Source organism: Pseudomonas sp. 2, from assembly GCF_056627435.1.
Genome location: NZ_JBWXNG010000001.1, coordinates 559,355 through 584,905, shown reverse-complemented (window position 1 = coordinate 584,905; position 25,551 = coordinate 559,355). Strand labels below are relative to the sequence as shown.

General features: G+C 61.3%; 25 protein-coding genes. 13 read left to right on the top strand and 12 right to left on the bottom strand.

The annotated features are described in order from the left end of the window. Positions 1–41: 41 nt before the first annotated feature. The 5 genes from AC1MEK_RS02720 (at position 42) to pstB (ending at position 5,413) form a co-directional block, all read left to right on the top strand. Complete coding sequence (locus tag AC1MEK_RS02720) at positions 42–1,349, top strand: MFS transporter (RefSeq protein ID WP_480394713.1); 1,308 nt, start codon at positions 42–44, stop codon at positions 1,347–1,349. 324 nt (positions 1,350–1,673) lie between these two features. Further along, positions 1,674–2,690, top strand: a complete 1,017-nt coding sequence (gene pstS, locus AC1MEK_RS02715; RefSeq protein ID WP_480394712.1) for a phosphate ABC transporter substrate-binding protein PstS — start codon at positions 1,674–1,676, stop codon at positions 2,688–2,690. A 73-nt stretch (positions 2,691–2,763) separates the two neighbouring features. Continuing rightward, entirely contained in the window at positions 2,764–3,759 is a 996-nt protein-coding gene (pstC, locus tag AC1MEK_RS02710) for a phosphate ABC transporter permease subunit PstC (protein WP_480394711.1), read from the top strand. Continuing rightward, the gene (gene pstA, locus AC1MEK_RS02705; RefSeq protein ID WP_480394710.1) at positions 3,756–4,634 is read left to right on the top strand and encodes a phosphate ABC transporter permease PstA; all 879 of its coding nucleotides are present in this window, start codon (positions 3,756–3,758) and stop codon (positions 4,632–4,634) included. The genes pstC and pstA overlap by 4 nt, the downstream gene beginning before the upstream one ends. Next, positions 4,634–5,413: a phosphate ABC transporter ATP-binding protein PstB gene (pstB, locus tag AC1MEK_RS02700; RefSeq protein WP_480394709.1), complete on the top strand. Its 780-nt coding sequence runs from the start codon at positions 4,634–4,636 to the stop codon at positions 5,411–5,413. Before pstA ends, pstB begins: the two co-directional genes overlap by 1 nt. Positions 5,414–5,640: 227 nt before the next feature. Here the strand turns inward: pstB and AC1MEK_RS02695 are convergent, their stop codons facing one another. Further along, positions 5,641–6,573, bottom strand: a complete 933-nt coding sequence (locus AC1MEK_RS02695; protein ID WP_480394708.1) for a LysR family transcriptional regulator — start codon at positions 6,571–6,573, stop codon at positions 5,641–5,643. A 327-nt stretch (positions 6,574–6,900) separates the two neighbouring features. Between AC1MEK_RS02695 and AC1MEK_RS02690 the strand changes: the two genes are divergently transcribed. The 4 genes from AC1MEK_RS02690 to AC1MEK_RS02675 all read left to right on the top strand — a co-directional run bounded on the left by AC1MEK_RS02690 (position 6,901) and on the right by AC1MEK_RS02675 (position 9,135). Beyond that, entirely contained in the window at positions 6,901–7,701 is an 801-nt protein-coding gene (locus AC1MEK_RS02690) for an SDR family oxidoreductase (RefSeq protein WP_480394779.1), read from the top strand. A gap of 12 nt (positions 7,702–7,713) precedes the next feature. Then, positions 7,714–7,923, top strand: a complete 210-nt coding sequence (locus tag AC1MEK_RS02685) for a hypervirulence associated TUDOR domain-containing protein (RefSeq protein ID WP_480394707.1) — start codon at positions 7,714–7,716, stop codon at positions 7,921–7,923. Positions 7,924–8,197: 274 nt separating this feature from the next. After that, positions 8,198–8,692 carry a type VI secretion system amidase effector protein Tae4 gene (locus AC1MEK_RS02680; RefSeq protein ID WP_480394706.1) on the top strand — a complete coding sequence of 165 codons (495 nt, stop codon included), beginning with the start codon at positions 8,198–8,200 and terminating at the stop codon, positions 8,690–8,692. After that, a complete protein-coding gene (locus AC1MEK_RS02675) occupies positions 8,689–9,135 on the top strand; it encodes a type VI secretion system amidase immunity protein Tai4 (RefSeq protein ID WP_480394705.1) in 447 nt (148 codons plus the stop codon). The genes AC1MEK_RS02680 and AC1MEK_RS02675 overlap by 4 nt, the downstream gene beginning before the upstream one ends. A gap of 116 nt (positions 9,136–9,251) precedes the next feature. Here the strand turns inward: AC1MEK_RS02675 and AC1MEK_RS02670 are convergent, their stop codons facing one another. The 5 genes from AC1MEK_RS02670 to AC1MEK_RS02650 are packed head-to-tail and all read right to left on the bottom strand — an operon-like array spanning position 9,252 to position 15,227. Then, positions 9,252–10,679 carry a DUF2723 domain-containing protein gene (locus tag AC1MEK_RS02670; protein WP_480394704.1) on the bottom strand — a complete coding sequence of 476 codons (1,428 nt, stop codon included), beginning with the start codon at positions 10,677–10,679 and terminating at the stop codon, positions 9,252–9,254. A 40-nt stretch (positions 10,680–10,719) separates the two neighbouring features. Beyond that, a complete protein-coding gene (locus AC1MEK_RS02665; RefSeq protein WP_480394703.1) occupies positions 10,720–11,691 on the bottom strand; it encodes a lysylphosphatidylglycerol synthase transmembrane domain-containing protein in 972 nt (323 codons plus the stop codon). Continuing rightward, on the bottom strand, positions 11,688–12,428 hold the full coding sequence (locus AC1MEK_RS02660) for an SDR family oxidoreductase (protein ID WP_480394702.1): 741 nt from the start codon (positions 12,426–12,428) through the stop codon (positions 11,688–11,690). Before AC1MEK_RS02660 ends, AC1MEK_RS02665 begins: the two co-directional genes overlap by 4 nt. A gap of 34 nt (positions 12,429–12,462) precedes the next feature. Beyond that, the gene (locus AC1MEK_RS02655) at positions 12,463–13,779 is read right to left on the bottom strand and encodes an FAD-binding oxidoreductase (RefSeq protein ID WP_480394701.1); all 1,317 of its coding nucleotides are present in this window, start codon (positions 13,777–13,779) and stop codon (positions 12,463–12,465) included. Next, on the bottom strand, positions 13,776–15,227 hold the full coding sequence (locus AC1MEK_RS02650) for a UbiA family prenyltransferase (RefSeq protein WP_480394700.1): 1,452 nt from the start codon (positions 15,225–15,227) through the stop codon (positions 13,776–13,778). Before AC1MEK_RS02650 ends, AC1MEK_RS02655 begins: the two co-directional genes overlap by 4 nt. Positions 15,228–15,539: 312 nt before the next feature. On the opposite strand from AC1MEK_RS02650, the gene norR reads away from it, so the two are divergent. Then, entirely contained in the window at positions 15,540–17,099 is a 1,560-nt protein-coding gene (gene norR, locus AC1MEK_RS02645; protein ID WP_480394699.1) for a nitric oxide reductase transcriptional regulator NorR, read from the top strand. 118 nt (positions 17,100–17,217) lie between these two features. Here the strand turns inward: norR and AC1MEK_RS02640 are convergent, their stop codons facing one another. Then, complete coding sequence (locus tag AC1MEK_RS02640; RefSeq protein ID WP_480394698.1) at positions 17,218–18,651, bottom strand: MFS transporter; 1,434 nt, start codon at positions 18,649–18,651, stop codon at positions 17,218–17,220. A gap of 126 nt (positions 18,652–18,777) precedes the next feature. Between AC1MEK_RS02640 and AC1MEK_RS02635 the strand changes: the two genes are divergently transcribed. Further along, the gene (locus AC1MEK_RS02635) at positions 18,778–20,097 is read left to right on the top strand and encodes an Nramp family divalent metal transporter (RefSeq protein ID WP_480394697.1); all 1,320 of its coding nucleotides are present in this window, start codon (positions 18,778–18,780) and stop codon (positions 20,095–20,097) included. A 156-nt stretch (positions 20,098–20,253) separates the two neighbouring features. Here the strand turns inward: AC1MEK_RS02635 and AC1MEK_RS02630 are convergent, their stop codons facing one another. Both AC1MEK_RS02630 and pbpG read right to left on the bottom strand, forming a co-directional pair. Next, positions 20,254–20,712 carry a DUF2214 family protein gene (locus AC1MEK_RS02630; protein WP_480394696.1) on the bottom strand — a complete coding sequence of 153 codons (459 nt, stop codon included), beginning with the start codon at positions 20,710–20,712 and terminating at the stop codon, positions 20,254–20,256. A 250-nt stretch (positions 20,713–20,962) separates the two neighbouring features. Further along, entirely contained in the window at positions 20,963–21,898 is a 936-nt protein-coding gene (gene pbpG / locus AC1MEK_RS02625) for a D-alanyl-D-alanine endopeptidase (RefSeq protein ID WP_480394695.1), read from the bottom strand. A 283-nt stretch (positions 21,899–22,181) separates the two neighbouring features. Here pbpG and AC1MEK_RS02620 point away from each other — a divergent pair, with 283 nt between their 5' ends. Beyond that, positions 22,182–22,742 carry a hypothetical protein gene (locus AC1MEK_RS02620; protein WP_480394694.1) on the top strand — a complete coding sequence of 187 codons (561 nt, stop codon included), beginning with the start codon at positions 22,182–22,184 and terminating at the stop codon, positions 22,740–22,742. A gap of 95 nt (positions 22,743–22,837) precedes the next feature. On the opposite strand, the gene AC1MEK_RS02615 is transcribed toward AC1MEK_RS02620, so the two are convergent. Both AC1MEK_RS02615 and AC1MEK_RS02610 read right to left on the bottom strand, forming a co-directional pair. Beyond that, positions 22,838–23,020, bottom strand: a complete 183-nt coding sequence (locus tag AC1MEK_RS02615) for a hypothetical protein (RefSeq protein WP_480394693.1) — start codon at positions 23,018–23,020, stop codon at positions 22,838–22,840. A 257-nt stretch (positions 23,021–23,277) separates the two neighbouring features. Next, positions 23,278–23,628, bottom strand: coding sequence for a hypothetical protein (locus tag AC1MEK_RS02610; RefSeq protein WP_480394692.1), 351 nt, complete (start codon positions 23,626–23,628; stop codon positions 23,278–23,280). A gap of 227 nt (positions 23,629–23,855) precedes the next feature. Here AC1MEK_RS02610 and AC1MEK_RS02605 point away from each other — a divergent pair, with 227 nt between their 5' ends. Further along, positions 23,856–24,671 (top strand): shikimate 5-dehydrogenase, encoded by an 816-nt coding sequence (locus tag AC1MEK_RS02605; protein ID WP_480394691.1) that lies wholly within the window; start codon positions 23,856–23,858, stop codon positions 24,669–24,671. A gap of 135 nt (positions 24,672–24,806) precedes the next feature. Here AC1MEK_RS02605 and AC1MEK_RS02600 read toward each other — a convergent pair whose 3' ends face one another. Then, positions 24,807–25,475 (bottom strand): YceH family protein, encoded by a 669-nt coding sequence (locus AC1MEK_RS02600; RefSeq protein WP_480394690.1) that lies wholly within the window; start codon positions 25,473–25,475, stop codon positions 24,807–24,809. Positions 25,476–25,551: the final 76 nt, after the last annotated feature.

Sequence of the window (25,551 nt, the reverse complement as noted above, 5' to 3'; positions counted from 1 at the left end):
CCAAGTGAACAACTACAAGAAAGACACTGAGGATCGCAAACATGAACAGGCTAAAGATCAAGGCCACCACCGTCGTCATGATGATGCTGTGCCTGATGTACTTCATCACCTACGTCGACCGGGTCAACGTCAGCACGGCGGCCGGGCAGTTCAGCGCAGAACTTGGGCTGAGCAACACGCAATTGGGCTTTATCTTCTCGGCCTTCGCCTACCCGTACATGGTGTTTCAGTTTATTGGCGGCTGGGTCAGCGATCGATACGGCGCCAAGCGCACGTTGATCGTCTGTGCCTTTATATGGGCAGGCGCCACGGTGCTGACCGGCATGGCGGGCGGTTTCCTGAGCCTGGTCGCCGCGCGCATGTTGCTGGGGCTGGGGGAGGGCGCAACCTTCCCGGCATCGACCAGCGCCATGGCCGCGTGGGTCAGCCCTGACAAACGCGGCTTCGCCCAAGGCATCACCCACGCGGCCGCCCGTTTGGGCAATGCCTGTGCGCCACTGATCGTGGCGGCCCTGATGACGGCCTATGACTGGCGTTTCTCGTTCTACCTGCTGGGCGCCTTGAGTTTCGGCTGGGTGGTGCTGTGGTACGTGACCTACACCGAAAAACCGGCCGATCATCCGCGCATCACGCCGCAGGAGCTGGCTGTGCTGCCTGCGCCCAAGCCGCGTCGGGTGGACGCCCCTGGGACTTACGGGCGCCTGTTCAAGCGCATGCTGCCGGTCTCCAGCGTGTACTTCTGCTACAACTGGATTCTCTGGCTGATGCTCAGCTGGATTCCGATGTACTTCATGCACAACTACCAGATGAACATCAAAAACGCCGTGCTGTTCACCTCTGGGGTGTTCTTCGCGGGCGTGGTGGGCGACCTGTTGGGCGGGATGATCAGCGACAGGTTGCTGCGCAAGACCGGCAACGTGAAGCTGGCCCGCAGTTATCTGGTGGCGGTGTGCATGGCTTGTACCGGGCTGTCGCTGATTCCGGTGCTGCTGTTCCAGGAGCCGATGTATTCGCTGATCTTCCTGGCCATGGCGCTGTTCTTCAATGAAATGACCGTGGGCCCGATGTGGGCCGTGCCGATGGACATTGCCTCGGACCGCGCCGGTACCGCCAGCGGCATCATGAACGGCACCGCTGCCACCGCGACGATCATCAGCCCTGTGCTGGCGGGCTATCTGATTGACCAGACCGGCAACTGGGCGCTGCCGTTCCTGATTTCCATCGGCGTGCTGGCGTTCGGTGTGTTGATGACCTTCACCATGAAGCCGCAGAACGCTTTCGTGGCAGATCAGGGCGCTGCGCCGCAAAACTTCGACACACTTCAGGCGCGAGATGCGGTCGTCAAATGACGGGGATTTTTCGGCAACCCGCGTACGGCGCGGCTTTTGCGACATATAACTGTCATAAAAGCCCTGAAAACAGGCTTTGAAACCACCCGCCAATGGCCAGAAGTGGCGCATTGATATTAATTTTCAAAAAACTAGACAACCCCCGGTTTCCCCCGTGAAACCGGGGGTTTCGCTTTTACAGGCTGTAGGAAATCGGCTACGGAAATGTCCCTGATTTGGCCGCTGTCCCCGGACTGTCATCAAACAGAAATGTTTGAGGTTTTAAATCTGCATCGGGTCTTCAACTGCGACCACAAACACACACTCTCTTGTTGAGGTATTGCCGTGAATCTGCTGACAAAAACACGCCTGTCGCTCCTGCTGGCTTCGATGTGCCTGACTGGAATGGCACACGCTACGGACGTCACTGGTGCTGGTTCGAGCTTCGTGTTCCCCGTCATCTCCAAATGGGCCACCGAGTACAGCGCAAAATCCGGCAACAAGGTTAACTACCAGTCGATCGGTTCGGGCGGTGGTATCGCTCAGATCAAGGCAGCCACCGTTGACTTCGGTGCTTCCGACGCCCCTCTGAAAGCCGAAGATCTGCAAGCCAGCGGCCTGGGCCAGTTCCCAAGCGTGATCGGCGGTATCGTACCGGTCATCAACGTCGAAGGCGTTGAAGGCGGCAAGCTGGAGCTGGACGGCAAGACGCTGGCCGACATCTTCCAGGGCAAGATCACCAAGTGGAACGATCCTGCGATCGCCAAGCTGAACTCGGGCCTGAAACTGCCTGAAACCAACATCACCGTCGTTCACCGTTCGGACGGTTCGGGTACTTCGTTCAACTTCACCAACTACCTGAGCAAAGTCAGCCCAGAGTGGAAATCGGCTGTCGGCGAAGGTTCTGCCGTTCAGTGGCCAGTGGGTGTAGGTGGCAAGGGTAACGAGGGTGTGGCTGCCTACGTCAAGCAGATCAAAGGTTCGATCGGCTACGTGGAATTCGCCTACGCCAAGACCAACAACATCGCTTACGCCAAGCTGCAGAACTCGGCTGGCAAAGTGGTTGAGCCTAGCGCCAAGACCTTCGCCGCCGCTGCTGCGACCGCCGACTGGGCCAGCGCCAAGGACTTCAACCTGATCATGACCAACGCCCCGGGCGCTGAAGCATGGCCAATCACTGCGACCACCTGGATCATCATGTACAAGCAGCCGAAGAAGGCTGACGAAAGCAAGGCTGCTTTCGACTTCTTCAAGTGGTCCCTGGAAAACGGCCAGGCTCACGCCGAGTCGCTGGACTACGTACCACTGCCTAAAGAGCTGGTTGCCAAGATCGAAACCTACTGGAAAGCCGAGTTCAAGTAAAAACTCGACGTCATCCGGCTTACCCCTGTCATCGAGCGCTCGGTGACAGGGTTTCTTTTCGAGTGGACCCAACATGACTGAGAACACCCAATATATGTCCGCTGCTATTCCGGATGTCGAATCCGAGAGCGAAAAACGAGCGGCCCGCGATCACAAGCACGACGCCTGGTTCAGGCGCATCATGCTGGGCGCGGCTTTGTTGGTTCTGCTGTTGCTGGCGAGCATCGCCGGCTCGACGCTGTGGGGCGGGGCCCTGGCGTTCAAGACCTTTGGTTTCGAATTTCTTACCAGTACCGAATGGGATGCGGTCAACGGCCATTTCGGTGCATTGGTTCCGATCTACGGCACGCTGGTCACCTCCTTTCTCGCGCTGCTGATCGCCGTACCGGTGAGTTTCGGCATCGCGATTTTTCTGACTGAAGTGGCGCCGCCATGGCTGCGTACACCGATCGCTTCGGCCGTCGAACTCTTGGCGGGCATTCCTTCGATCATCTACGGCATGTGGGGCCTGTTCGTGTTCGGCCCGTTCATGGCCGCGCACCTGGCACCGTGGATCAACGATAACCTCGGCGCTCTGCCGCTGATCGGCCCGATCTTCCAGGGCCCGCCGCTGGGTATCGGCATGCTGACCGCCGGTATCGTGCTGGCGATCATGATCATTCCGTTCATTACCTCGGTCATGACCGAAGTGTTCCGCACCGTGCCGGTGGCCCTGAAAGAATCGGCTTACGCACTGGGCGGCACCACCTGGGAAGTGGTCTGGGACATCGTCCTGCCTTACACCCGTACTGCGGTGGTCGGCGGTGTGTTCCTGGGTCTGGGTCGCGCACTGGGTGAAACCATGGCGGTGACCTTCGTACTGGGTAACGCCCATCAGTTCTCCGCATCGCTGATGATGCCGAGCAGCTCGATTGCCTCGGTGATCGCCAACGAGTTCAGTGAGGCCTACACCGACCTGCACCGTTCCTCGCTGATCGCCCTGGGCTTCCTGCTGTTCGTCGTCACCTTCATCGTACTGGCCATCGCCCGTCTGATGCTGTCTCGTCTGTCGCGCAAGGAGGGTGTATGAGCAAGGTAGACAACGAAAACCTGTACCGCATGCGGGCACTGAAAAACAACATCGCGATGTTGCTCAGCTGCGGCGCTACCCTGTTCGGCCTGCTGTGGCTGGTGTGGATTCTGATCACCACCATCGTCAACGGCTTCGAAGCGCTGAACCTGCGCCTGTTCACCGAGATGACCCCGCCGCCGGGCGCGTCGGGCGGTCTGGCCAACGCCTTCTACGGCAGCATTCTGATGTCCGGCCTGGGCCTGATCATCGGTACGCCGATCGGCCTGATGGCCGGTATCTGGCTGGCCGAGTTCGCCCGCCACACCAAACTGGGCAACGCGGTGCGCTTCATCAACGACATCCTGCTGTCGGCGCCTTCGATCGTGCTCGGCCTGTTCGTCTACACCGCCGTGATCCTGCCGATCAGCGCGATGACCGATCACCGCGTCGGCTTCTCCGCCTTTGCCGGTGCGATCGCCCTGGCGCTGCTGGTGATTCCGGTCGTGGTGCGTACTACCGATGAAATGATGCAGCTGCAACCAGCCACCATGCGCGAAGCCGCGCTGGCCCTGGGTGTGCCGCAGTGGAAGCTGACCCTGCAGATCGTCCTGCGTGCCGCCCGTGCCGGTGTGGTCACCGGTATCCTGCTGGCGCTGGCGCGCATCACCGGCGAAACCGCGCCGCTGCTGTTCACCGCCTTCGGTAACCAATTCTGGAGCGGCGATATCCTCAAACCGATCGCCAGCATTCCGGTCGTGATCTTCCAGTACGCCATGAGCCCGTTCGACGACTGGCACTCTCTGGCCTGGGCCGGCGCCCTGATCATGACACTGTTCGTACTGGTGCTGAGCCTCAGCTCCCGTCTCCTTCTTCTGCGCAATAAGGCGTCCTGATGAACAATCTTTCTCTTGCCGACGAAAAAACCAAGATCCAGGTACGCAACCTCGACTTCTTCTACAACGGCCACCAGTCGTTGAAGAACATCAACATGACCATCCCCGAGAAGCGCATCACCGCGATCATCGGGCCGTCGGGTTGCGGCAAGTCGACCATGTTGCGCGTGTTCAACCGCATCTACTCGATGTACCCGAAACTGGAAGCCAAGGGCGAAGTGCTGCTCAACGGTGAAAACATCCTGGCCCCTGGCTACTCGATGAACCGTCTGCGCAGCCACGTCGGCATGGTGTTCCAGAAGCCGGTGCCGTTCCCGATGACCATCAAGGACAACATCTCCTACGCGGTCAAACACCACGAGAAGCTCAACCGTCGCGAGATGGAAGAGCGCGTCGAGGAAGCCCTGCGTGGCGCGGCGCTGTGGGATGAAGTGAAGGACAAGCTGGACAAGAACGCCCAGGGCCTGTCCGGTGGTCAGCAGCAGCGTCTGTGCATCGCCCGCACCATTGCCCTGCGTCCGCAGGTCCTGCTGCTGGACGAACCGACCTCGGCACTGGACCCGATCTCCACCGGGCGTATCGAGCAGCTGATCACTGAACTGAAAGAACAGTTCACCGTGGTCATCGTGACCCACAACATGCAACAGGCCGCGCGCTGCTCGGACTACACCGCGTTCATGTTCCTGGGCGAACTGATCGAACACGGCGACACCGACACCATCTTCACCAAGCCGACCAAGACCCAGACCGAAGACTACATCACCGGTCGTTTCGGTTAAGTCGCAATCGCTCGATCCCACCCGTAGCAGTCCGGCTTGCCGGCGACAGCGTTCTCAAGGACGCTCCCGCCGGCAAGCCGGACTGCTACGGGTTTTTACATTCTGCACGATCTGCCTCTGGCCGAAGGCCGTGGGAGCCGGCTTGCTGGCGAATGCGATTGATCGGCACTCTCTTCGGCGATCGACACATTGCTTTCGCCAGCAAGCCGGCTCCCACAGGGTGCTGTTCAGCCAATCGGCGCAGGCGGCACCGCGCTGTGATCGCCCATGAACTGCTCCAGCCGCTTGCGCAGCCAGCGCTCGGCCGGGTCGGTGTCCATCACGCTCAGCCAGACCATCGACAATTCCAGATTCGGCGTAATGAACGGCAACGGCTCGCCGCGCAACATGCCGGTCTTGTTCATCGCCAGGGTCAGGTGATCGGGCAGGTTGCACAACAGATCCGTCCCCGCCATCAACGCAGGCAGCGTGCTGTATTGCGGCACCGACAACACGGCCGTGCGCTTGCGTCCGATCGCCGCCAGCCACTCATCGGCGAAGCTGGAAATGTTCGCCACGTGAGACACCACCACATGGGGTCGCGAGCAGTATTCATCCAGGGTCAGCGGCTCGCGCGCATCATCGGCGCGCACCACCATCGGCTGCACCGTGCGCAGCAACTTGCGCTTGGCGTTGGCGGGCAGCTCGCGGGTCAGGCACACGGCCACGGTGATCTCCCCGGACATCAGCAGTTCCGAGACATTCCAGTAGTTGACCTGCTTGATCACGATCACGATGCCCGGCGCCTCCTCGCGGATGGCCCGCAGCAAGGGCGGCATCAGGCTGTATTCGACGTCGTCGGACAGGCCGATGCGAAAGGTCATGTCACTGCTGGCCGGGTCGAAATCCCGGGTCAGGCTCAGTGCCACCGACATCGCATCCAGGGCAGGGGAAAGGTGATTGATGATCTCGTTGGCCCGCGCCGTCGGCTCCATGCGGTGGCCGACGCGGATGAACAGTGGATCATTGAACAGCGCCCGCAGACGGTTTAGCGCGGCACTGATGGTCGGCTGGCCCAGAAACAGCTTCTCGGCGGCACGGGTCACGTTGCGCTCCTGCATCAAGGTTTCGAACACCACCATCAGGTTGATATCGGCCTTGCGCAGTTCGTTGCGGTTCATGAAGCGTCCTCGTTGCCAGCCGGGTTTTCAGGCAAACCGGCGAAATGATGGGCGACAGTTTATGAAGGGCGGTTGCTTCGCGTCCAGTGTAAGGGGATGTTTCATCGCCCAGTCGAATTCACCGCCACCCTTCTTGCCGGACGCGATCTCCCTGTAGGAGCGAATTCATTCGCGAATGGCCGGGGCAGGCGACGCAGCTGTTTCGCCTGTTAGATCATTCGCGAATGAATTCGCTCCTACAGAGGATTTTCACCGTGGCGCATGCTTACTGAACTTCCCGCCAACCTCACCAGTCAGCACTTGAACGCTCACCCTGAGGTAGCAGCCATGCAGATTTCCCTGAAAGGCCAGGTCGCACTGGTCACCGGCGCCAGCTCCGGCCTCGGCGCGAGCGCCGCCAAGGCCCTGGCTGACAGCGGTGCGGCAGTGGTGCTCAACTACCACTCCGAAGCTGAACCTGCGCAAAAGCTCGCCGAGCAGATCATCGCCGCAGGCGGCCAGGCCATCGCCGTTGGCGCCGACGTGTCGAAAGAGGCTGACGTCGAAACCCTGTTCGCCGAAACCCTCAAGTCGTTCGGCCGGCTGGACATCCTGGTCGCCAACTCCGGCCTGCAAAAGGACGCCGCGATCACCGAGATGACCCTCGATCAATGGAACACCGTGCTCAACGTCAACCTCACCGGCCAGTTCCTCTGCGCCCGCGCGGCCTTGCGCCAGTTCGCCAGGCAGCAGATTCGCCCCGACATTTCCCGCGCCCTGGGCAAGATCATCCACATGAGTTCGGTGCATCAGGTCATTCCTTGGGCCGGACACGTCAACTACGCAGCGTCCAAGGGCGGCGTCGATTTGCTGATGCGCAGCATCGCCCAGGAAGTCGGCGAACAGCGCATCCGCGTCAACAGCATCGCCCCGGGCGCTATCCGCACGCCGATCAACACCCAGGCCACCACCGGCGACGCCGAAAAGAGCCTGCTCAAACTCATCCCCTACGGCCGCGTCGGCGAACCCGAAGATGTCGCCAACGCCGTGGTCTGGCTGGCCTCGGATGCCTCCGATTATGTACATGGCACCACGCTGTTCATCGATGGCGGAATGAGTCTGTACCCCGGTTTTCGCGATAACGGATGAAGGAGATGCGACATGAGCCATGCATTCAAGAAAGGTGATCACGTGCGCTGGAATTCCGACGTGGGGCATGTGGTCGGCGTCGTCACCAAGGTCGTGACCCATGACGTGGAGTTCATGGGACGCACCCGTCATGCCTCGAAAGATGAGCCACAGTACGAGGTGAAAAGCGACAAGACCGGGCATCTGGCGATGCATAAAGAGGAGGCGCTCCAAAAGATTTGATTCGCGCACAGACCTCCATAGCAGTACGGCTTGTCTGAGGAAACGGTATGCCAGGCACGACAGTTTTGACTGACACACCGCGACCGTCGGCAAGCCGCGCTGCTACGGTACTCGCGTGGCCATTGGTTCAGGCAGGGATGCCATGGACAGGCGTCCGTAGGAAAATTCACTGCCACCCTGTAGTCCCGCTCCTGATTTTCTACCGCCTCTTTTTAGAGACCGGATCCTTGAGTAGGTTGTCGGCTTTATTTTGCAGTATCAAGGATGCTAGGCAATGCGACCGATTTTCAGTTTTGCATGGGCTGCAGCGCAGCGAATCTATGATCCCGCTAACTCAAGTGCAAAAGTCGCTCAAATGATAGGCGGGAACGTAGCAGTAAATATCAACAGTCCGGATCCCAAGGTGCGCTGGGAAAATACTTGCGCTGTCCGCATGAGTTATATCTTGAATGAATCAGGGATGCTTATACCGCAAATACCAAAAGAAACCGTTTCTGGAGCCGACAAGCGACAATATTTCTACCGGGTAAGAGATCTCATCACATTTCTTGGATTTCGCTGGGGAAAGCCTGATGTCATCAAATTCCCTACCTCACCAGACATCATGGCAGGCAGAAAAGGGCTGATTCTTTTTGAGGTGTCCGGGTGGTCAGATGCGCAGGGGCACGCGACTTTGTTTGATGGTCGAAATTGCTATGATCAGTGTTACTTCAATCAACCAGAGGCGTTGTACCGCACGGATAAAGCGAATTTTTGGAGCTTGAAATGACCACAAGTCGGACTGCTCTGTATACCGCTTTGATGATCAGTACCTTCCTGTCTATCTGTCAGGCTCAGGAACAAAATCGCAATTCTCCACAAGCCGGTGCCCGCACCTATTCGATCAATTACAAGGACATGGTCCTGGCCACTTGTATTGCCACTGCTTACAAAAAAGACCCTGGCGCAGCCAAGGACGCGGGCAGTAGCATCAGTGCACTACGGGACTGGACTTACTTTGACCTTGATCAGGCGACCAATCCCATTCATGACCTGGTCAATGACTACCTGTCCCGGGACTATCACAATCCCCTCGTCGAGTCAGAGGTGAAGGGCGTTCGATTCGATTTGCTGAAGTGTTTGGACCTCTACCACAGCGACGCCTTGGAGGCGCAAGTCAAACGCTGGGTCTCCAAGCCGGACAGAACTTATCGGCAAGACGATCTCCGTTGAGGCCCACACAAATCCCCTGTAGGAGCGAATTTATTCGCGAATGGCCAAGTCAGGCGATGCACCTGTTTCGCCTGTTCGATCATTCGCGAATGAATTCGCTCCTACAGGTCCAGATCCTACTTCGCCCGCAACTCAAACCCCACCGCCATCGCCTGCAAATCAAACCGCTCCGCCACCCCACCGCAATAACTGGTCCGGGCCAGATACGCGCCCGGACCTTTTAAGAAGGCATCGATATCCTCCACTTCCTCACACAACTCAAACGTCCGGTTTTTTAAAAGCCCGCTGGCCTGCGCCGAGCGCAGTGCGCCGTTGGGGGTCCAGTCGGCGATGATCAGCGCGCCTTGCGGGGCCGAGGTTTCGTAGGTGCGCACGAAATCTTCGGCGGAGCGGTCGCGCAGGTAGGGCGCCATGAAGTAGTGGATGTCGTCGCGAAACGGCAGCGATTCCTTGTGCACCGGCAGTTGAATGGCGCCGCTGGCGTACACCGCGAACACCGTGAGGATCGCTGCCGGGGCGCTGAAAGGAGCCGCGTTCAATAAGGGCGTCATGCGGCGGGGCAACAGTGCGTGCAGTTGCATCACGCCGATGATGCTGAGCAGCACCGCGCCGGGCAGAAAGAAGGTGAAGCGGTCGGTGACGTTGTAGGACACCGCGAAGATGAAGTTCATCATCGCCGCCACCCACAGCAGGCGCAGTTTTGGATTGCGTGGAACCAGCACCAACCCCAGGAGCTGCGGGCCGAGCAGGGACAGCAGCAACAGGCCGACGGAGTTTTTCTCGTGCCACATGTCGTCGAAGCGAAACAGCGAGCCCTGCCAGCTCTGCTCGGCGGTTCGGTTGGGGATGCCTATCAGGTAGCGGTGGCCGATGTCGATCAGGCCCAGGCCGTTCTGCAGTTCGTGATAGATGCCGGGGAAGGCCACGCTGAAACCGGCGGCGAAGCCGGGCAGGGTGATCAGCGTCTGCCAGCGGTGTTGCCACAGCAGTTGCACATAGAGCGGCAATAGCACGATGAACGTCAGTTGATGGATCGCCCCGGCAAGGCCGGTAAGCAGGCCGATCAGGAAAAGTTTGGGCAGCGCGTCCAGACGCAGCTTTTCATCGAAGTGCAGCATGTAGGCCAGGGTCACCAGCAGCGTGTGCAGCAGGTAGACCTCGGCCTTGGTCGAGACCCAGAACACGCAATGGCAGAGGATCGCCGCGGCCGCCGAGAGCAGCGCCATCTGTGCGCTGGCGCCGCAGCTGCGGGCCAGTCGATAGATGGCCCAGGCCAGCGGGATCAGCAGCAGCGAGTTCATGAAGCTGAGCAGCAGCGGGCCGAAAGCGGCAAACAGCGCGGTGCTGACGAACAGGTACAGCGGATGATCCAACGGGCCCAAGGTCTGGCTGAAGTAGTTGCCCAGGGAGGCATCGGCCAGGAACATGCCGTTGTCCATCCACTGGATCGGCCCGCTTGAGGCAAGAAAGCTCGCGAGAATCGCGCCGATCAGCACCAGCAGGGCAATGGCCACCTGCGTCTGCATCCGTACCCCTTTGACCATGGAAAACACTCCTGTCCCTGTTTAAGCGTTGTCATGAAAATTACTGAACGGCCTGCGCGGTCGGCGCGGTTTCGTCCTTCACGCGCAGCAGCATCAGCGCGCCGATGGCCACGGCGAACCACAGTGTGGCCAGGCGGATCAGTACGGTGGCCGCTACCGCATCGGCGCTGTTCATGCCTTTGAACACCAAAAGCCCGACCATCACGGCCTCGGCGCCCCCCAGCCCGCCCGGCATGAAGCTGACAGCGCCTGCCAGCATCGCCAACGCGTAGACGAACACCGCGAAAGTCAGTTCGATGTCGGCGCCCATCCACTGCAGAATCCAGTGGAAGGCCACGGCCTCGGCGCTCCAGGCCACCACGCTGAGCAGCGTCAGGCCCAGCATCAAATGCAGCCGATGGCATTGCTGGGCGTGCTCGAGCACGTGCAGCCCATGGCGCAGCAGGCCGGATATTCTGCCGCCCTCGAAGGGCACCGCGAGGCTCAGGCGCGCCAGCAACCGACGCTGGGACAGCACCACCAGGCCGACCGCCACCAGCACGACGCCCAGCACAATCATCGGCATCGCTTGCGGATACAGCGACAGGCCGAACAGCGTCAGCAGCACCACGGCGAGCAGGTCCGACAGCCGCTCGCTGAAAAACGCCGCGAAGCTCTGCGGCCACGGCACACCCCAACGCTTGAGCAGCACACCGCGCAAGGCTTCACCGGCCTTGCCGGGCGTGGTGGTCAGGGCGAAGCCAGCCAGATAAATGTTCAGGCTCGGGCGCCACGGCACGGGATGGCCCAATACGCGCAGGTAGCACTGCCAACGCATAAAGCGCAGGCCGTAATTCACGGCGGACATGAATAAAGCGATTGTGATGCCGAGCAGCCCGACTTGCGCCACGGCCATGCCTACTGCATGCCAGCCGCCCCACAGCGAGAAACCCAGATAGCCCAGCGCCGACGCCACCACCGACAGGATCACCGCACGGTAACGCCAGCCCGACAACTGCGACTCGGTGTTCACAGGTTCAGCCTCTTGAACACCGGCTGCGGAATCGAGCGGATGACCAGCATGATCAAGCCCCAGAAGCCCGGCGCGTAGAGGGTCGGCACCTGATTGGCAATGCCCTTGACGATGCGCTGGGCGACCTGCGCCGGTTGCGCCAGTAGCGCGGCGGGCAGAGACAGGCCTTGGGTCATGGGCGTGTCGACGAAGCCGGGCTTGATGGTGGTCACGTGCACGCCAATCTTGAACAGCCGCGCCTGCAGGCCCTCGCAATAGGTCGACACCGCCGCCTTGGCGCTGCCGTACAGGTAATTCGAAGGCCGACCGCGATCCGCCGCCACCGAGGAAATGATCGCCAGGCTGCCGCAACGCTGGGTCTCGAACTGGGTGGCGAGGATTGTCAGCAGCGCGATCACCGAGGTGCCGTTGTTGGCGAACTCGCGCAGGGCCAGGTCCACGTCGCGCTCGCAGGCTTTCTGGTCGGGCAGGGTGCCGTGGGCGATCAGCGCAATGTCGATCTGGCCCAGCGCGGTGAGACAGCGGCCGAGCATCAGCGGATGGGCCTCGGTGTCGGTGGCGTCCATCTCGTGCAGGGTGACGCTCTTCGCGCCGCGGGATTTGAGGTCGGCGGCGGTCTGCTGCAACTTGTCGATGTTGCGCGCCACCAGAAAGAAATCGCTGCCTTCGCTGGCCCACAAGCGAGCGCAGGCACTGGCGATGGCCGAGGTGGCACCGATGATCAGGACTTTTTTCATGGTCAATCCGTTCGCTCCTTCATGGACAGCTCCTTCAAGCCAGCACGCGGCGCCAGAAGCGCGACATCAATGCCGGGTCACGCAGCGCTTCGAGCTGCTCCCACTCGGGGTAGGCCTGGCGAAAATCCCTGCCGCTCATGTGCGCGTCCTTGGCCGGATACAACCGGCCGCCCGCCGCCCGGACGATGTCGTCCAGCCGCGGGAAAACCACGCTCTGCAAGTGTTCGCTCTGGGGGAAATCCAGCGCCAGTGAGGTGCCTGGCATCGGAAACGACAGCAGCCCCGGCGAACGCACATCGCCGCAGCGCTTGAGTACGGCCAGGAACGAGCCAATGCCGGCGTCGGCGACGGCCCGCAGCAGTTCACCCATCGCCGCTTCGGCATTGCTGCCGGGGATCACGCACTGATACTGCTGAAAGCCCTGGCGGCCATAGATGCGGTTCCAGTGCAGGATGCGATCCAGCGGGTAGAAAAACGCCTCATAGGCGCTGCGGCCCAAGGTGCGCTGGCTGGGATGCAGGCGCCAATAGAGGGTGTTGAACGCGCCCAACGACAGCTTGTTGATCAACGACACCGGCGGTGTGACCGGCATGCTGAATCGGGCGCGCTGGCCGGTTTCCAGCGAGCCATAGCGGGCGTGGTCGCCGACGATGAACACGCCGCGCCCGGTGTCTGCGCCCTTGGCCAGACAGTCGATCCAGGCCACGCTGTACTCGTGTTTCTCATCGAGTTCCTGTGACAGCGCGAAGAATTCGCCGAGGTTGGCGAAGCGCACGGTGGTGGTGTCGATCTGGCTGGCCTGAATCGGCATCAGCTGAATCTGCGCCCAATGCACGATCCCGGTCAGGCCCAGCCCGCCAATGGTGGCGGTGAACAGCGAGGTGTTGCTGCCGGGGGAACAGGTCATCTCCGGCTGGCCGTGGCGCAACAGGCCGAAGCTGCGCACGTGCCGGCCAAAGGTGCCGCGCACATGATGGTTCTTGCCATGGACATCGTTGGCGATCGCGCCGCCCACCGTGGCGAATTGCGTGCCCGGCGTGACCGGCAGAAACCAGCCGCGGGGAATGGCCACTTTCAAGACCTCGGCCAAGGTGATGCCGGCCTCGACCTTGAGCAGGCCGGTTTGCCAGTCGGCCTCGATCAGCCGGTCCAGCGCGCGCATGTCCAGCACCTCGCCGCTGGCCGCCAGGCAACTGTCGCCGTAACTGCGGCCGTTGCCGTAGGGCAGGCTGCTGGCGTGATCGTCCACGACGCGGTTCAGGTGGGCGGGCAATTCGTCCAGCCACAGGCAGCGATGGCCGTGCTGCGGCGCGCGGGGGAAGCGCCCCCAGGAATACAGGTCGGTGCTCATGCGGCGATCCAGAACATCAACAGGAACACCGCGCCGATCAACTGGCTGGTGCGGTCACGGATGGCGAACACCACCGGGTCTTCGTTCATTTCTCCGCGATGGGTGAGCATCCATACGCGGGTCACCCAGAACAGCAGCAATGGGCAGGCCAGCCAGATGACGTGGGGCGTGACGTACAGCTCGGTGGTTTTCACGTCCTGGATGTACAGCGCCAGCACCATCACCGCCAGGTAGCCCGACGAGGCGCCGAGGGAAGCGATCATGTCCAGATCGCCCGGGTAATAGCCGCGCCCCCGGGCCAGGGTGGTGACTTCACGCACCCGCGCATCGCGCAGTTCGGCGTAGCGCTTGACCATGGCCAGGCTGAGGAAAATGAACATCGAGAAGGCCAGGATCCAGAACGTCAGCGTCAGGTTGAACGCGGCGACACCGGCAATGATCCGCGCGGTGTAGAGCATAGCCAGCACGATCACATCCACCGCCATCAGCCGCTTGAGCTTGAGCGAGTAGGCCAGGGTCACGCCGTAGTAGGCGGCCATCACCGCCGAGAACTGCCAGGGCAAGAGCAGCAGCGCTGCACTGAAGGCCAGGATCAGCAGTGTCGGCACCGCGATCAGCCCGGCCTTGATCGACAATCGTCCGCAGGCGAAGGGCCGATTGCATTTGCTTTTGTGGTGGCGGTCGTCGCCCAGGTCCAGCAGGTCGTTGAGGATGTAGACGCTGGAGGCGCACAGGCCGAAACAGAAGAAGGCGAGCACGCCGTCGCGCATCAGCTCGAACTGGGTGAAGCGATGGGAGGCCAGCAGGGGCACGAAGATCAGCGCGTTTTTCAGCCATTGGTGCAGACGCAGCGCCTTGCGCCAGTCGCGCAGTTTCACCGGGTTGCTGCGCAGGGTTGGCTGGACTTCGTGCAGGGCGGTAACGCGGGACTCGACGCCTCGGTCGGGATTGACCACATGGGCGTCGCGCGACACTTTCCAGATCGGCAGGTCGTCTTTCGAGTTACCGACGTAATCGAATCCACCTTCGCCGAAGTGGGCAACTAACAGGTCGCGCTTAGTGTGGCCGGACAAGTTACGGTTGGCATTGGAGGCCAGCACTAAATCAAAGAGTTGCAAATGTTCGGCAATGCGTTCAGCCAGGCTGACATGGCTGGCGGTGGCCAACACGATCATCCGGCCATTGGCCTGTTCAGCCTTGATCATCTCGATCACTTGAGGGTCGTACGGCAGCACCGAGACGTCGATCCAGGTCTCCAGCGCCAGGCCTTCCTTGAGCGCAGCCTTGCCCCGGAGCAGCCAGCCCAGCAGCTTGAAGACCTTGAGTGGCTGGCTTCTGAGGAACGCCATGGCGGTTTCCAGCAGAAGGTCCGAACGCAATAGCGTGCCGTCCAGATCCACGACAAGGGGTGGGAAGTTCTCCAGAACTCGTCCTTGAATTCTTGCCATATCGAGTGCTCCGTTCGAGTACTTCTCGAATATAAACAAAATATGTTCCGTGCCGATTTAATTAAATCAAAGTGCTGTTGGATCGGTGGCGTCAACTTGGCGTCAGAATAATCAGTTGAACTAAGTGGGCACTTTCAGCGTTTCGGACTTGGGGCGTAAGCGGCGGCGCGTCGGTTAGTTGACGACCGATGGCTGGCGCGGTTTTTTCACATATGTGCGGATAAGTGGCGTGATCAATGGTCTTGGCCGGATTGTGTAGTCATAATGACCGCACTTTTGTCACCGACCCGACTCGATCCGCTCGGAGTGTTCATGACCAACCCCCTATTGCTGGCGCTTGTGCCACTGGTGGCCGACCTGTCCCGGGATCTGCCGGACGACGAGCGCTACCGCCGTCTGCTGCGCGCGCTGCGGCATTTGCTGCCGTGCGATGCGGTGGCGCTGCTCAAGCTGGAAGACGATGTTCTGGTGCCGTTGTCCGTCGAAGGCTTGAGCCCGGACACCATGGGCCGGCGTTTCCGCCTGGGCGAGCATCCTCGGCTGGACATCATCGTGCAGAACCGCGAACCGACGCGTTTCTCCGCCGACTGCGAGCTGCCTGATCCCTATGACGGCCTGGTGGACGGCGTGCATGGCCACCTGGAGGTCCACGATTGCCTGGGTTGCCCGCTGTACGTGCAGGACACGCTGTGGGGGCTGATCACCCTCGATTCGCTGAACCCGGCCAGTTTCGGCAGCATCGATCTGGACAACCTGCAAGCCTTCGCCAGCCTGGCGGCGGCGACGGTCATGGCCAGCGAGCGGATCAGCCAGCTGGCGCGCAATTTCGAAGACCAGCGCCAGTTGGCCGAGGTCTACAAGCGTGCAGCGGGTGGGCGAGGGCCGCGCGAGCTGATCGGGCAGAGCGCGGTGCATCGGCGTTTGCAGCAGGAAATCCAGCTGGTGGGCAACAGCCCGTTAACGGTGTTGATCACTGGCGAAACCGGGGTCGGCAAGGAGCTGGTGGCCGAAGCCATTCACCTGAGTTCACCCCGGGCGCAGAAACCGCTGATCAGCCTCAACTGCGCGGCGCTGCCGGAATTGCTGGTGGAGAGCGAGCTGTTCGGTCATGTCAAAGGCGCGTTTTCCGGCGCCGTGAGCGGGCGCAGCGGCAAGTTCGAACTGGCCGATGGCGGCTCGATCTTTCTCGACGAAGTGGGCGAGCTGCCATTGCCGGTGCAGTCCAAACTGCTGCGGGTGCTGCAGAGCGGGCAGTTGCAGCGGGTCGGTTCCGACCAGGAGCATCGGGTGGACGTGCGGATCATCGCGGCGACCAACCGCGACCTGGCCGAAGAAGTACGCGCCGGGCGCTTTCGTGCCGACCTCTATCATCGCCTGAGCGTGTACCCGCTGGTGGTGCCGCCGCTGCGCGAGCGCGGCCGCGACGTGTTGCTGCTGGCGGGTTACTTCCTCGAAGAAAACCGCGCACGCATGGGGCTGCGCAGCCTGCGCATGAGCCATGAGGCGCAGAAGATCCTGGTGGCCTATCCCTGGCCCGGGAACGTGCGCGAGCTGGAGCACCTGATCAGCCGGGCGGTGCTCAAGGCCTTGTCGGCGCACCCCGAACGGCCGCGCATCCTGACGGTCGAGGCGCCGATGCTGGGGCTCGATGAAGAGCTGCACATCGAAGCCTCGGCGGTGCCTGATCCGGGTATGACTGCGCCGCTGGTCAAGCCGGGGGAGGGCTTGAAGGAGGCCGTCGATGGCTTTCAGCGAGCGCTGATCGAAGGCGCCCTGACCCGCCATCAGGGCAAATGGGCCGACGTGGCCCGCGAGCTCAACGTCGACCGCGCCAACCTCAGCCGGTTGGCCAAAAGGTTGGGGGTTCGTTGAGCGGCCAAATCGGCACAAATCTGTATCCCCGTAGCAGCACGGCTTGCCGGCGGGAGCGATCTTGAAAATGCCTCCGCCGGCAAGCCATGCTGCTACGCGAGCAAGCTATTACCTGGCATCAATGCGCGATATCTTCCAGTGCCAGATTCCGTGTCTTCGGCCCGAACGCGCCGATGGTGATGATCACGATCAGCATGCTGACGACGATGAAGGTCAATACGCCCGGCGTGCCGAAATGGTCGAGGAACAGGCCGATCAACAGGCTGCTGAACACCGTCGACAGGCGGCTGAACGAATAGCAGAAACCCACCGCCCGGGCGCGGATGTTGGTGGGGAACAGCTCGCTCTGGTACGAGTGGTAGCTGAAGCTCAGCCAGGCGTTGCAGAAGGTGATCATCACCCCACAGAAGATCAGTCCCGCCGCCGTGCTCTGCTGCGCGAACAGGGTGCCGAAGATCATCGCGCCCAGCGCCGAGCCGACGATCTGCCACTTGTTCTCGAAGCGGTTGGCGAACTTGACGAACAACAGCGGCCCCAGCGGGTAGGCCAGGGTAATGATGAAGGCGTACGCCAGGCTGTGGGTCACGCTCACGCCTTGCCCGGAGAGCAGCGCCGGCAGCCAGTTGCCGAAACCGAAGAAGCCGATGGCCTGGAACACATGGAACACGATCAGCATCAGCGCGCGGCGGCGGTAGGGCGGCTGCCAGATGTCGGCGAAACGGCCCTTGCCTTCGACGGCGACGTTGTGGGTTTCAGGCTCGTCCAGCGGCTTGCCGTGATCCTTCACGCAGCGGGCTTCCAGAGCGTCCATGATCTTTTCCGCCTCAGTGAAGCGCCCATGCTGGGCCAGCCAGCGCGGTGATTCGGGCAGGCGTGAACGCAGCCACCAGATGAACAGCGCGAACACGGCGCTGGCGATCACCACGAAGCGCCAGCCGCTGTAACCGAACGGGTCCTGCGGCACCAGCCACCAGGACATCAGCGCCACCGCCGGCACCGACAGGAACTGCACGAAAAACGCAAAGGCGAATGCCGAGCTGCGCATGCGCTTGGGCACCAGTTCCGAGAGGTAGGCGTCGATGGTCACCAGCTCGATGCCCAGGCCGATGCCCACCAGAAAGCGCATGCAGATAATGCCCAGGGCTGAGGTCTGCAGGCCCATCAGCACGGTGGCGAGGGTGTACCAGACCAGCGCGAAGGTGAAAATCGCCCGGCGGCCGAAGCGGTCGGCAATCGGGCTGAGCAGGCTGGCGCCCAGGAACAGCCCGAGAAAGGTCGCCGAGGCGAAGGCGGCCTGGTCGGAGAAACCGAACACGCCGTCGGCGCCAGTGGCGAACAGCCCGGCGCGAATCAGGCCGGGGCTGATGTAGGCGGTCTGGAACAGGTCGTAGAGTTCGAAGAAGCCGCCGATGGACAGCAGCGCCACCAGTTTCCACAAGGTGGCCACCGCAGGCAGGCGGTCGATGCGGGCACTGATGTGCGCGGCGCGGACCGGGTCCAGGCCGTCACCGGGAGAGTGGGCGTGATCAGAAGTGGGGGAAAGCGCAGACATTATTGTTATCCGAATTTTTCCGAAAGCGTGGGACCCCGCATGTTAGAGCTTTTAGATAGATTCAAGACAAAATATTTCCGTGCGATGTAAGCTTCATGGCTGATCGCAATCACTCCCTGGACTTCCGTGAAATACAGACTTCCCACCACGGCCACGGCGCCGTTCTGCCCTTCGGCGGTGACCGACAGCGTCGCCATTCCGGCTAATGCCTCGTTCCTGCGCAAGATGATGCTGTTCGTGGGGCCGGGCCTTTTGGTCTCCATCGGTTACATGGACCCGGGCAACTGGGCGACGGCCATCGAGGCCGGTTCGCGCTTCGGTTATGCGCTGCTGTTTGTGGTGGTGCTGGCGAGTCTCTCGGGCATGGTGCTGCAGAATCTGTGTTCGCGGCTGGGCATCGCCACCGGGCGCGATCTGGCGCAGTTGTCGGCCGAGCGCTACAGCCATCGTGTGGGCATGGGCCAGTGGATTCTGGCGGAGCTGTCGATCCTGGCCACCGACCTTGCCGAAGTCCTCGGTGCGGCGCTGGCCTTTCATTTGTTGCTCGGCGTGTCGATCACCACCGGCGTGGCACTGACTGCCTTCGACACGGTGATCGTGCTGGCCTTGCAGGGCGCCAACTTCCGGCGCCTGGAAGCCATCGTGCTGGGGCTGATCGCGACCATCGCCGCCTGTTTTTTCGTCGAGCTGGTGCTGATCAAGCCGTTCTGGCCGGACGTCGCCGCCGGCCTGAAGCCTTCATGGGACGTGCTGAGCAACCAGGAGCCGCTGTACATCGCCATCGGCATTCTTGGTGCGACGGTGATGCCGCATAACCTGTACCTGCATTCCTCGGTGGTGCAGACCCGGGTCAACGGCACCTCGGTCGAGAGCAAGGCCAGCGCGATTCGTTACGCGCGTGTTGACACCATCGCCTCCTTGAGCATGGCGCTGGTGATCAACGCGGCGATTCTGATCCTGGCGGCTGCTGCCTTTCATGGCACAGGGCACGCCGATGTGGTGGAGATTCAGGACGCCTATCACCTGCTTGATCCGCTGGTGGGCGGGGCCGTGGCCAGCGTGCTGTTCGGCGTGGCGCTGCTGGCGGCGGGGCAGAGCTCGACGTTCACCGGCACCATTGCTGGCCAGGTCGTGCTCGAAGGCTTTCTCAAGGCGAAGATCCCGTGCTGGCAGCGCCGCCTGATCACCCGCGCGCTGGCGCTGATTCCGGCGCTGGTGGGGGTGATCTGGTTCGGTGACGGTGCGGTGGGCAAGATGCTGGTGCTGAGCCAGGTGGTGCTGAGCCTGCAACTGCCGTTCGCCCTGTGGCCGTTGATTCGCTTTACCAGCGACCGGCAGCTGATGGGGCCGTTTGCCAATAATGCCCTGACGAAGGTGCTGGCCTGGGGGCTGTTCGGGTTGATCTCGGCGGCGAACCTGGCGTTGCTGTTTTTCTGGGTGAATTGAAGATTTCGCTGGCAATACGCCGGACTTGCGTTGAACACATAACCCGTAGCAGCACGGCTTGCCGGCGGGAGCGGCCTTGAGATCGCCCCGCCGGCAAGCCGTGCTGCTACGGGGCGAGCGACAAGTCAAATCCCCGTATGCGGGGCTGAATCGGTTTTAGCTGATCAGAATGCCCCGCGCCATCCCCGTCGCGGCGATCACGATGATCACCATCAATGCTGCTTCCATATGGCTGATCCGCGCAAAGCGGCGAGAGCGGCTGGTGTCGATGGGCTGGTTTTTCTTGAATGCGATGCGCCAGCCGATCAGGGCGAACATTGGCACCACTTCCAGCGCCAGGATCGCCACGAACGCCGTCATCTTCAGGTGAAACAGCGGTTGGTGCAGGTAATAGAAGGAGCCTTTTTCCAGGCCACCGAACGCGCGAAAGGCGCCGGTGATCAGCAGGATTCCCGCCGAGACGCCCCAGATGTTGTCGACCACGAACACATCGCGAAATGAGCGCGGGTCATCGGTGCGCAGCCTGCGCAACGCCCGCCCCCGCGCCAGTACCGCCGCCAACGCAAAACCGAAAGCCAACAAGTGCAGCGCAGCCAGTACCCATTTGATGAGCATGGTTCAACTCCCCCGAGCGATATGCGAAGCAGGCATCAACCTGTTCAGCGTAGTCGGGAAAGGCAGGATTGTTCGATCAGCGGACAGGTTTCATGAAAATTTGAATCCTGACCTGAACCCCGCTCCGTAGCAGCACGGCTTGCCGGCGGGAGCGGTGTGTCAGTGACAGATATATCGACTGACACACCGCCCCCGCCGACAATCCGTGCGGCTACGGGGCGAGGATCGGTGCCACGTCAAAAAGGTGTGATCATTCGGAAGCCTGAAGCCCCTTCTGCTTCATGATCAGGTTCTTGTCCTTCTTGTACTGCAGCGCCACGGCGGGCGCCGGGCCGCTCTTGCCGGTTTCCATCCACAGGCGCATGCGGCTGGCGTCGGCGAAGTGGGTGTACTTGCCGAACGCATCGAGAATCACCACCGAGACCTGACGGTTGGCCATACTGGTCAGCAGCACCAGGCAGTGCCCGGCCTGGTTGGTGAAGCCGGTCTTGGTCAGCTTGATGTCCCAGTTGGATTTGCGCACCAGATGGTCAGTGTTGCTGAAACCCAGGGTGTAGGTGGGTTTGCGGAAGGTCACAGTCTTCTCCGGGGTGGTGCTCAACTCACGCAGCATCGGGTAGTTGCGCGCCGCCAGCGCCAGCTTGGTCAGGTCGCGCGCGGTGGAAACGTTGAACACCGAAAGCCCCGTCGGCTCCATGTACACGGTGTGGCTCATGCCCAGCGCCTTGGCCTTGGCGTTCATCGCCTTGATAAAGGCCGGGTAGCCGCCCGGGTAACTGTGGGCAAGGCTGGCGGCGGCGCGGTTTTCCGACGACATCAGGGTGATCAGCAGCATGTCGTGACGGTTCAGCTCGCTGCCCAGCTTGACGCGGGAGAACACGCCCTTCATCTCGGCGGTCTGGGAGATGTCGACCTTGACCATCTCATCCATCGGCAACTTGGCGTCGAGGGTGACCATCGCGGTCATCAGTTTGGTGACCGAGGCGATCGGCACCACCACGTCAGGATTGCTGGAATACAGCACCTGGCCCGATTGCAGGTCGGTGATCATCGCGCTGCCAGAGGCCAGATGAAGATTGGCCGGGTCGCGGTTGAAGGCGGCAGGTTCGTTCGCAAGTGCACCAGTGGAAAGTGCAGAGCCTGTAAATGCAAATAATAGGCCGATGAGTGATGTGCGAATTTTCAAGAGCAAAGCTCACTTATGGATGAGAGATAGCGTGGAAAGCCGGACTTTTTTCAAGAACGACAACAAGATCGGCGCATTTTAGGAGCATGTTTCTAATTATGTCGATGGCCTGGGTTGGACCTTTGAGTAATAAAAACCGCCTGTATGGCATTCGTTCAGGTTAAGGATCCCAAAACCCTGTATTTAGGCCGGTGGCGTCGATATTCATGGCACTTGCGGCGGCCACCGATTAGCATTCCACGCCATTGAATCCCTTCATTTGAATTGACCTAGGAGTTGCGTGATGCCCAAGGGGTTTGTCAGCAAGGATTACGCTGCGCTGGTGTCCGGCGCGGTGGTCGTTGCGGTGCTCTTGCTGGTGGCAGGATTGTTTGTGCGGCCTTCGGACTGGGCCGGCTGGATTCAGGCGATCGGCCTGATCGTCGGCCTGATGATGGCCATTACCGTGCCGGCCATTCAGCGTCGCCAGGACCTGGCAGCGCAACAGAAACAGGTGCGCGACCGCGAAACCGGCTACGCGCGGCGCATGCAGTACCTGTGCGGCGAGCTGAACGAGCTGCTGGCCAAGACCACGGTCAACCTGGTGCACCTGCGCGCCGCCGATCGTCACCGCTTGCAGCGCACCCTGGAGGATTACCTGCATCGGCTGTTCGAATCCCACAAGCTGGATCAGAACGACGACCGCGTGGTGATTGCCCATGAACTGCGTCTGGTGGCCAACGACCTGATCGAAGAGCTGGAAAGCGGTCGCTCCGATCGCGTGGTGCTCGGCGCACTGGAAAAGCGCCTGCAGAAGCTGGCTCATCGCTGCCAGGTGAATGCAACCATGGCAGAGCGCCTCTAAACGCCAAATCGCAGGCAAAAAAAAGCCCGCATCAGGGAGGCGGGCTAAAGGGAAGTGCGGAGCAACGCACGATTTGAAGAAGAAGCGAATTCGTTTCAGCCGTTGAGCTGGCGGGTTTCCATTTGTTGCGAGAGCGCCTGTGCTGCGGGCAGCGACGACAGAGGACCACTGACTGGCTCGCCGTTGTGCATCAGGTACCAGCACGCCAACAGGCCGCGTTCGCGAAGTTGTGCCGGGACTGCGCTGCCCACTACCGACATGATTTGAACCTTGGTCATAAGTGCCTCCATCAATCTATGGCGCTACTTTACGATCAGGGTGGCACAGGCAGAAATCACTGCTCTCGATAGTCGTCATTGATGAGCGACAGGTCAGGTTCTGGCTTTGACGGATGTGCGGTTTTGTCTGTCAGGTCACAGTGGCGCGACGGCCACGTTCAGAAAAAACGCCCGAAAACGACAACCCCGCCTTGCGAGCGGGGTTGTTGTGTTCGAGGCTTTGGGCCGATGACCCGAAGCGGTCTTGATATCTGCCGTTACCAGCGACCGCCACCGTGGTAGTAGCCACGTGGAGGACCGTAGTAGCGTGGCGGGCCATAGTAGCCAGGGCCGTACACCACCGGGCGTTCAACCACGTAGGCCGGCTGTACGTAGACAGGCGGTGGCGGTGGCGGCGCGTAGTACACAGGTTGCGGCGGGGCCACGTAGACCGGTGCCGGTGCTGCATACACAGGACCTGAAGCCACGGCTGCACCCACCACGCCGCCGACGACTGCGCCAATGACTGCCGCTCCGCCCCAGCCCGGGCCGCCGCCATGGGCTTCGGCCTGACCTGCGAGGGCGAGGGCACCTAACAACAAGGCAACCTTGGGGATGTGACGAATCATGACTGTTCCTCGGGTGTTCAGTCCCGTTGTCGCCAGCCTGCGTTACGCTCAGGCATTGCCACGGGATAACTTCTCAGACAACAGGTTTCGGGAAATCTGCGAAGCCGTTGCGTAAATTTTGTGTAAGGTATTGGGCGACATTGAGAGCCATTGCTCGGGAATGCGCCGCAAGCGGTTGAATTCTACGCCTTTGCTGGCCCGTTCACTAATACCGTTCAGGAGATTTCATGTTTCATTCGCCCAGTAAGGAAACCCTGTTGTGCATGTCGCTGGCGGCCCGCCCCGGCAACTTCGGCGTGCGTTTTCACAATCACTTGTACGAACAGTTGGGGCTGAATTTCTATTACAAGGCCTTTGCACCCAATGACCTGCCGACAGCGATCGCCGGCATGCGCTCGCTGGGGATTCGCGGGTGTGGCGTGTCGATGCCGTTCAAGGAAGCGTGCATTGCCCTGATCGACGAGATGGACGGCTCGGCGGCGGCCATCGAGTCGATCAACACCATCGTCAATACCAACGGCCATCTGAAAGCCTACAACACCGATTACATCGCGGTGGCGCAACTGGTCGACAGCCATGCCGTGCCGCGCACCCGCTTCGCCCTGCGTGGCAGCGGCGGCATGGCCAAGGCGGTGGCCTGCGCGATGCGCGATGCCGGGTTCACCGATGGGCTGATCGTGGCGCGTAACGAACAGGCGGGCAGGGCGCTGGCGCGTGCCTGTGGCTTCGAATGGCAGCCGGAATTGGGCAGCGAGCGGGTGCCGTTGCTGGTCAATGTCACGCCCTTGGGCATGATCGGCGATCAGGCCGATGCGCTGGCGTTCGAGGCCGATGCCATCGAAGCAGCTGATACCGCATTCGACGTGGTGGCCAGCCCGGCGCTCACACCGTTCATTGTTCACGCGCAAAAGCACGGCAAGCGGATAATCACCGGCGATCAGGTGGCGGCGATCCAGGCGCTGGAGCAGTTCATCCTGTACACCGGCGTGACGCCGAGTCTGGCGCAATATGAGGCTGCGGCGGCGTTTGCGCGGGGTGTGTGACCCATTCGCCGATCGCGGCCGCAACACCGTCCCGTAGCAGCACGGCTTGCCGGCGGGAGCGGTGTGTCAGTCAGTATATCTGTCACTGACACACCGCACCCGCCGGCAAGCCGTGCTGCTACGAAGAGCGAATGTTCAGCCTTCCAGCCGCGCCAGACGCTCTTCCAGCGCCGCAATCCGCGCTTCGAGCTCTTCAACCCGTTCAGCCAGTGCCGGGCTGCTGCCGCCTGAGCGCTCTGACGGATTCTGCCGCGCCGCCAGAATCGCTTCCATGTCCGCAGGGTCGCCCAGGGTGTGCATGTAGCGGTCTTCGCGCTGGCCGGACTGTTTCGGGATCAGCACCGCCAGGCCGCGGGCGATCAGGCGTTCAAGCTGATGGACCACCGCAGCGCTGTCGTCGAAGTCGTGCATGCGATTGCTGCGGGTCAGCAGCTCGTTGACGGTCTGCGGGCCGCGCAAGAACAGCAGGCCGGTCAGAATCACCTGGGCCGGCACCAGTTCCAGTTTCTTGTCGACCTTGTGTTCCCAGCGATCGGCGCGGCTGCCCATGACCAGACGGGTCAGTTGGTGGCCTTCCAGTGCACGCAGGCTTTGCCCAACTTGCCCGGGCGTGAGGTTCATCACCGGTTCCCGGCTGGTTTTCTGGTTGCAGGCCAGCACCAGGGCATTGAGCGTCAGGGGATAGGTTTCAGGGTTGGTGGCCTGTTTTTCGATCAGACAGCCCAGAATGCGCACCTCGGTGCTGTTCAGTTGCAGAGCGTCTGCGCTTTCAACTGTGTTCTCGACATCCGTCTCTGTGGACATGACCTGTTCCCCAAACATTGAAAAGGCTATGAGGGTAGGGGCTCGATGAGGTAAAAGACAAGCCGCGTCAGCATGC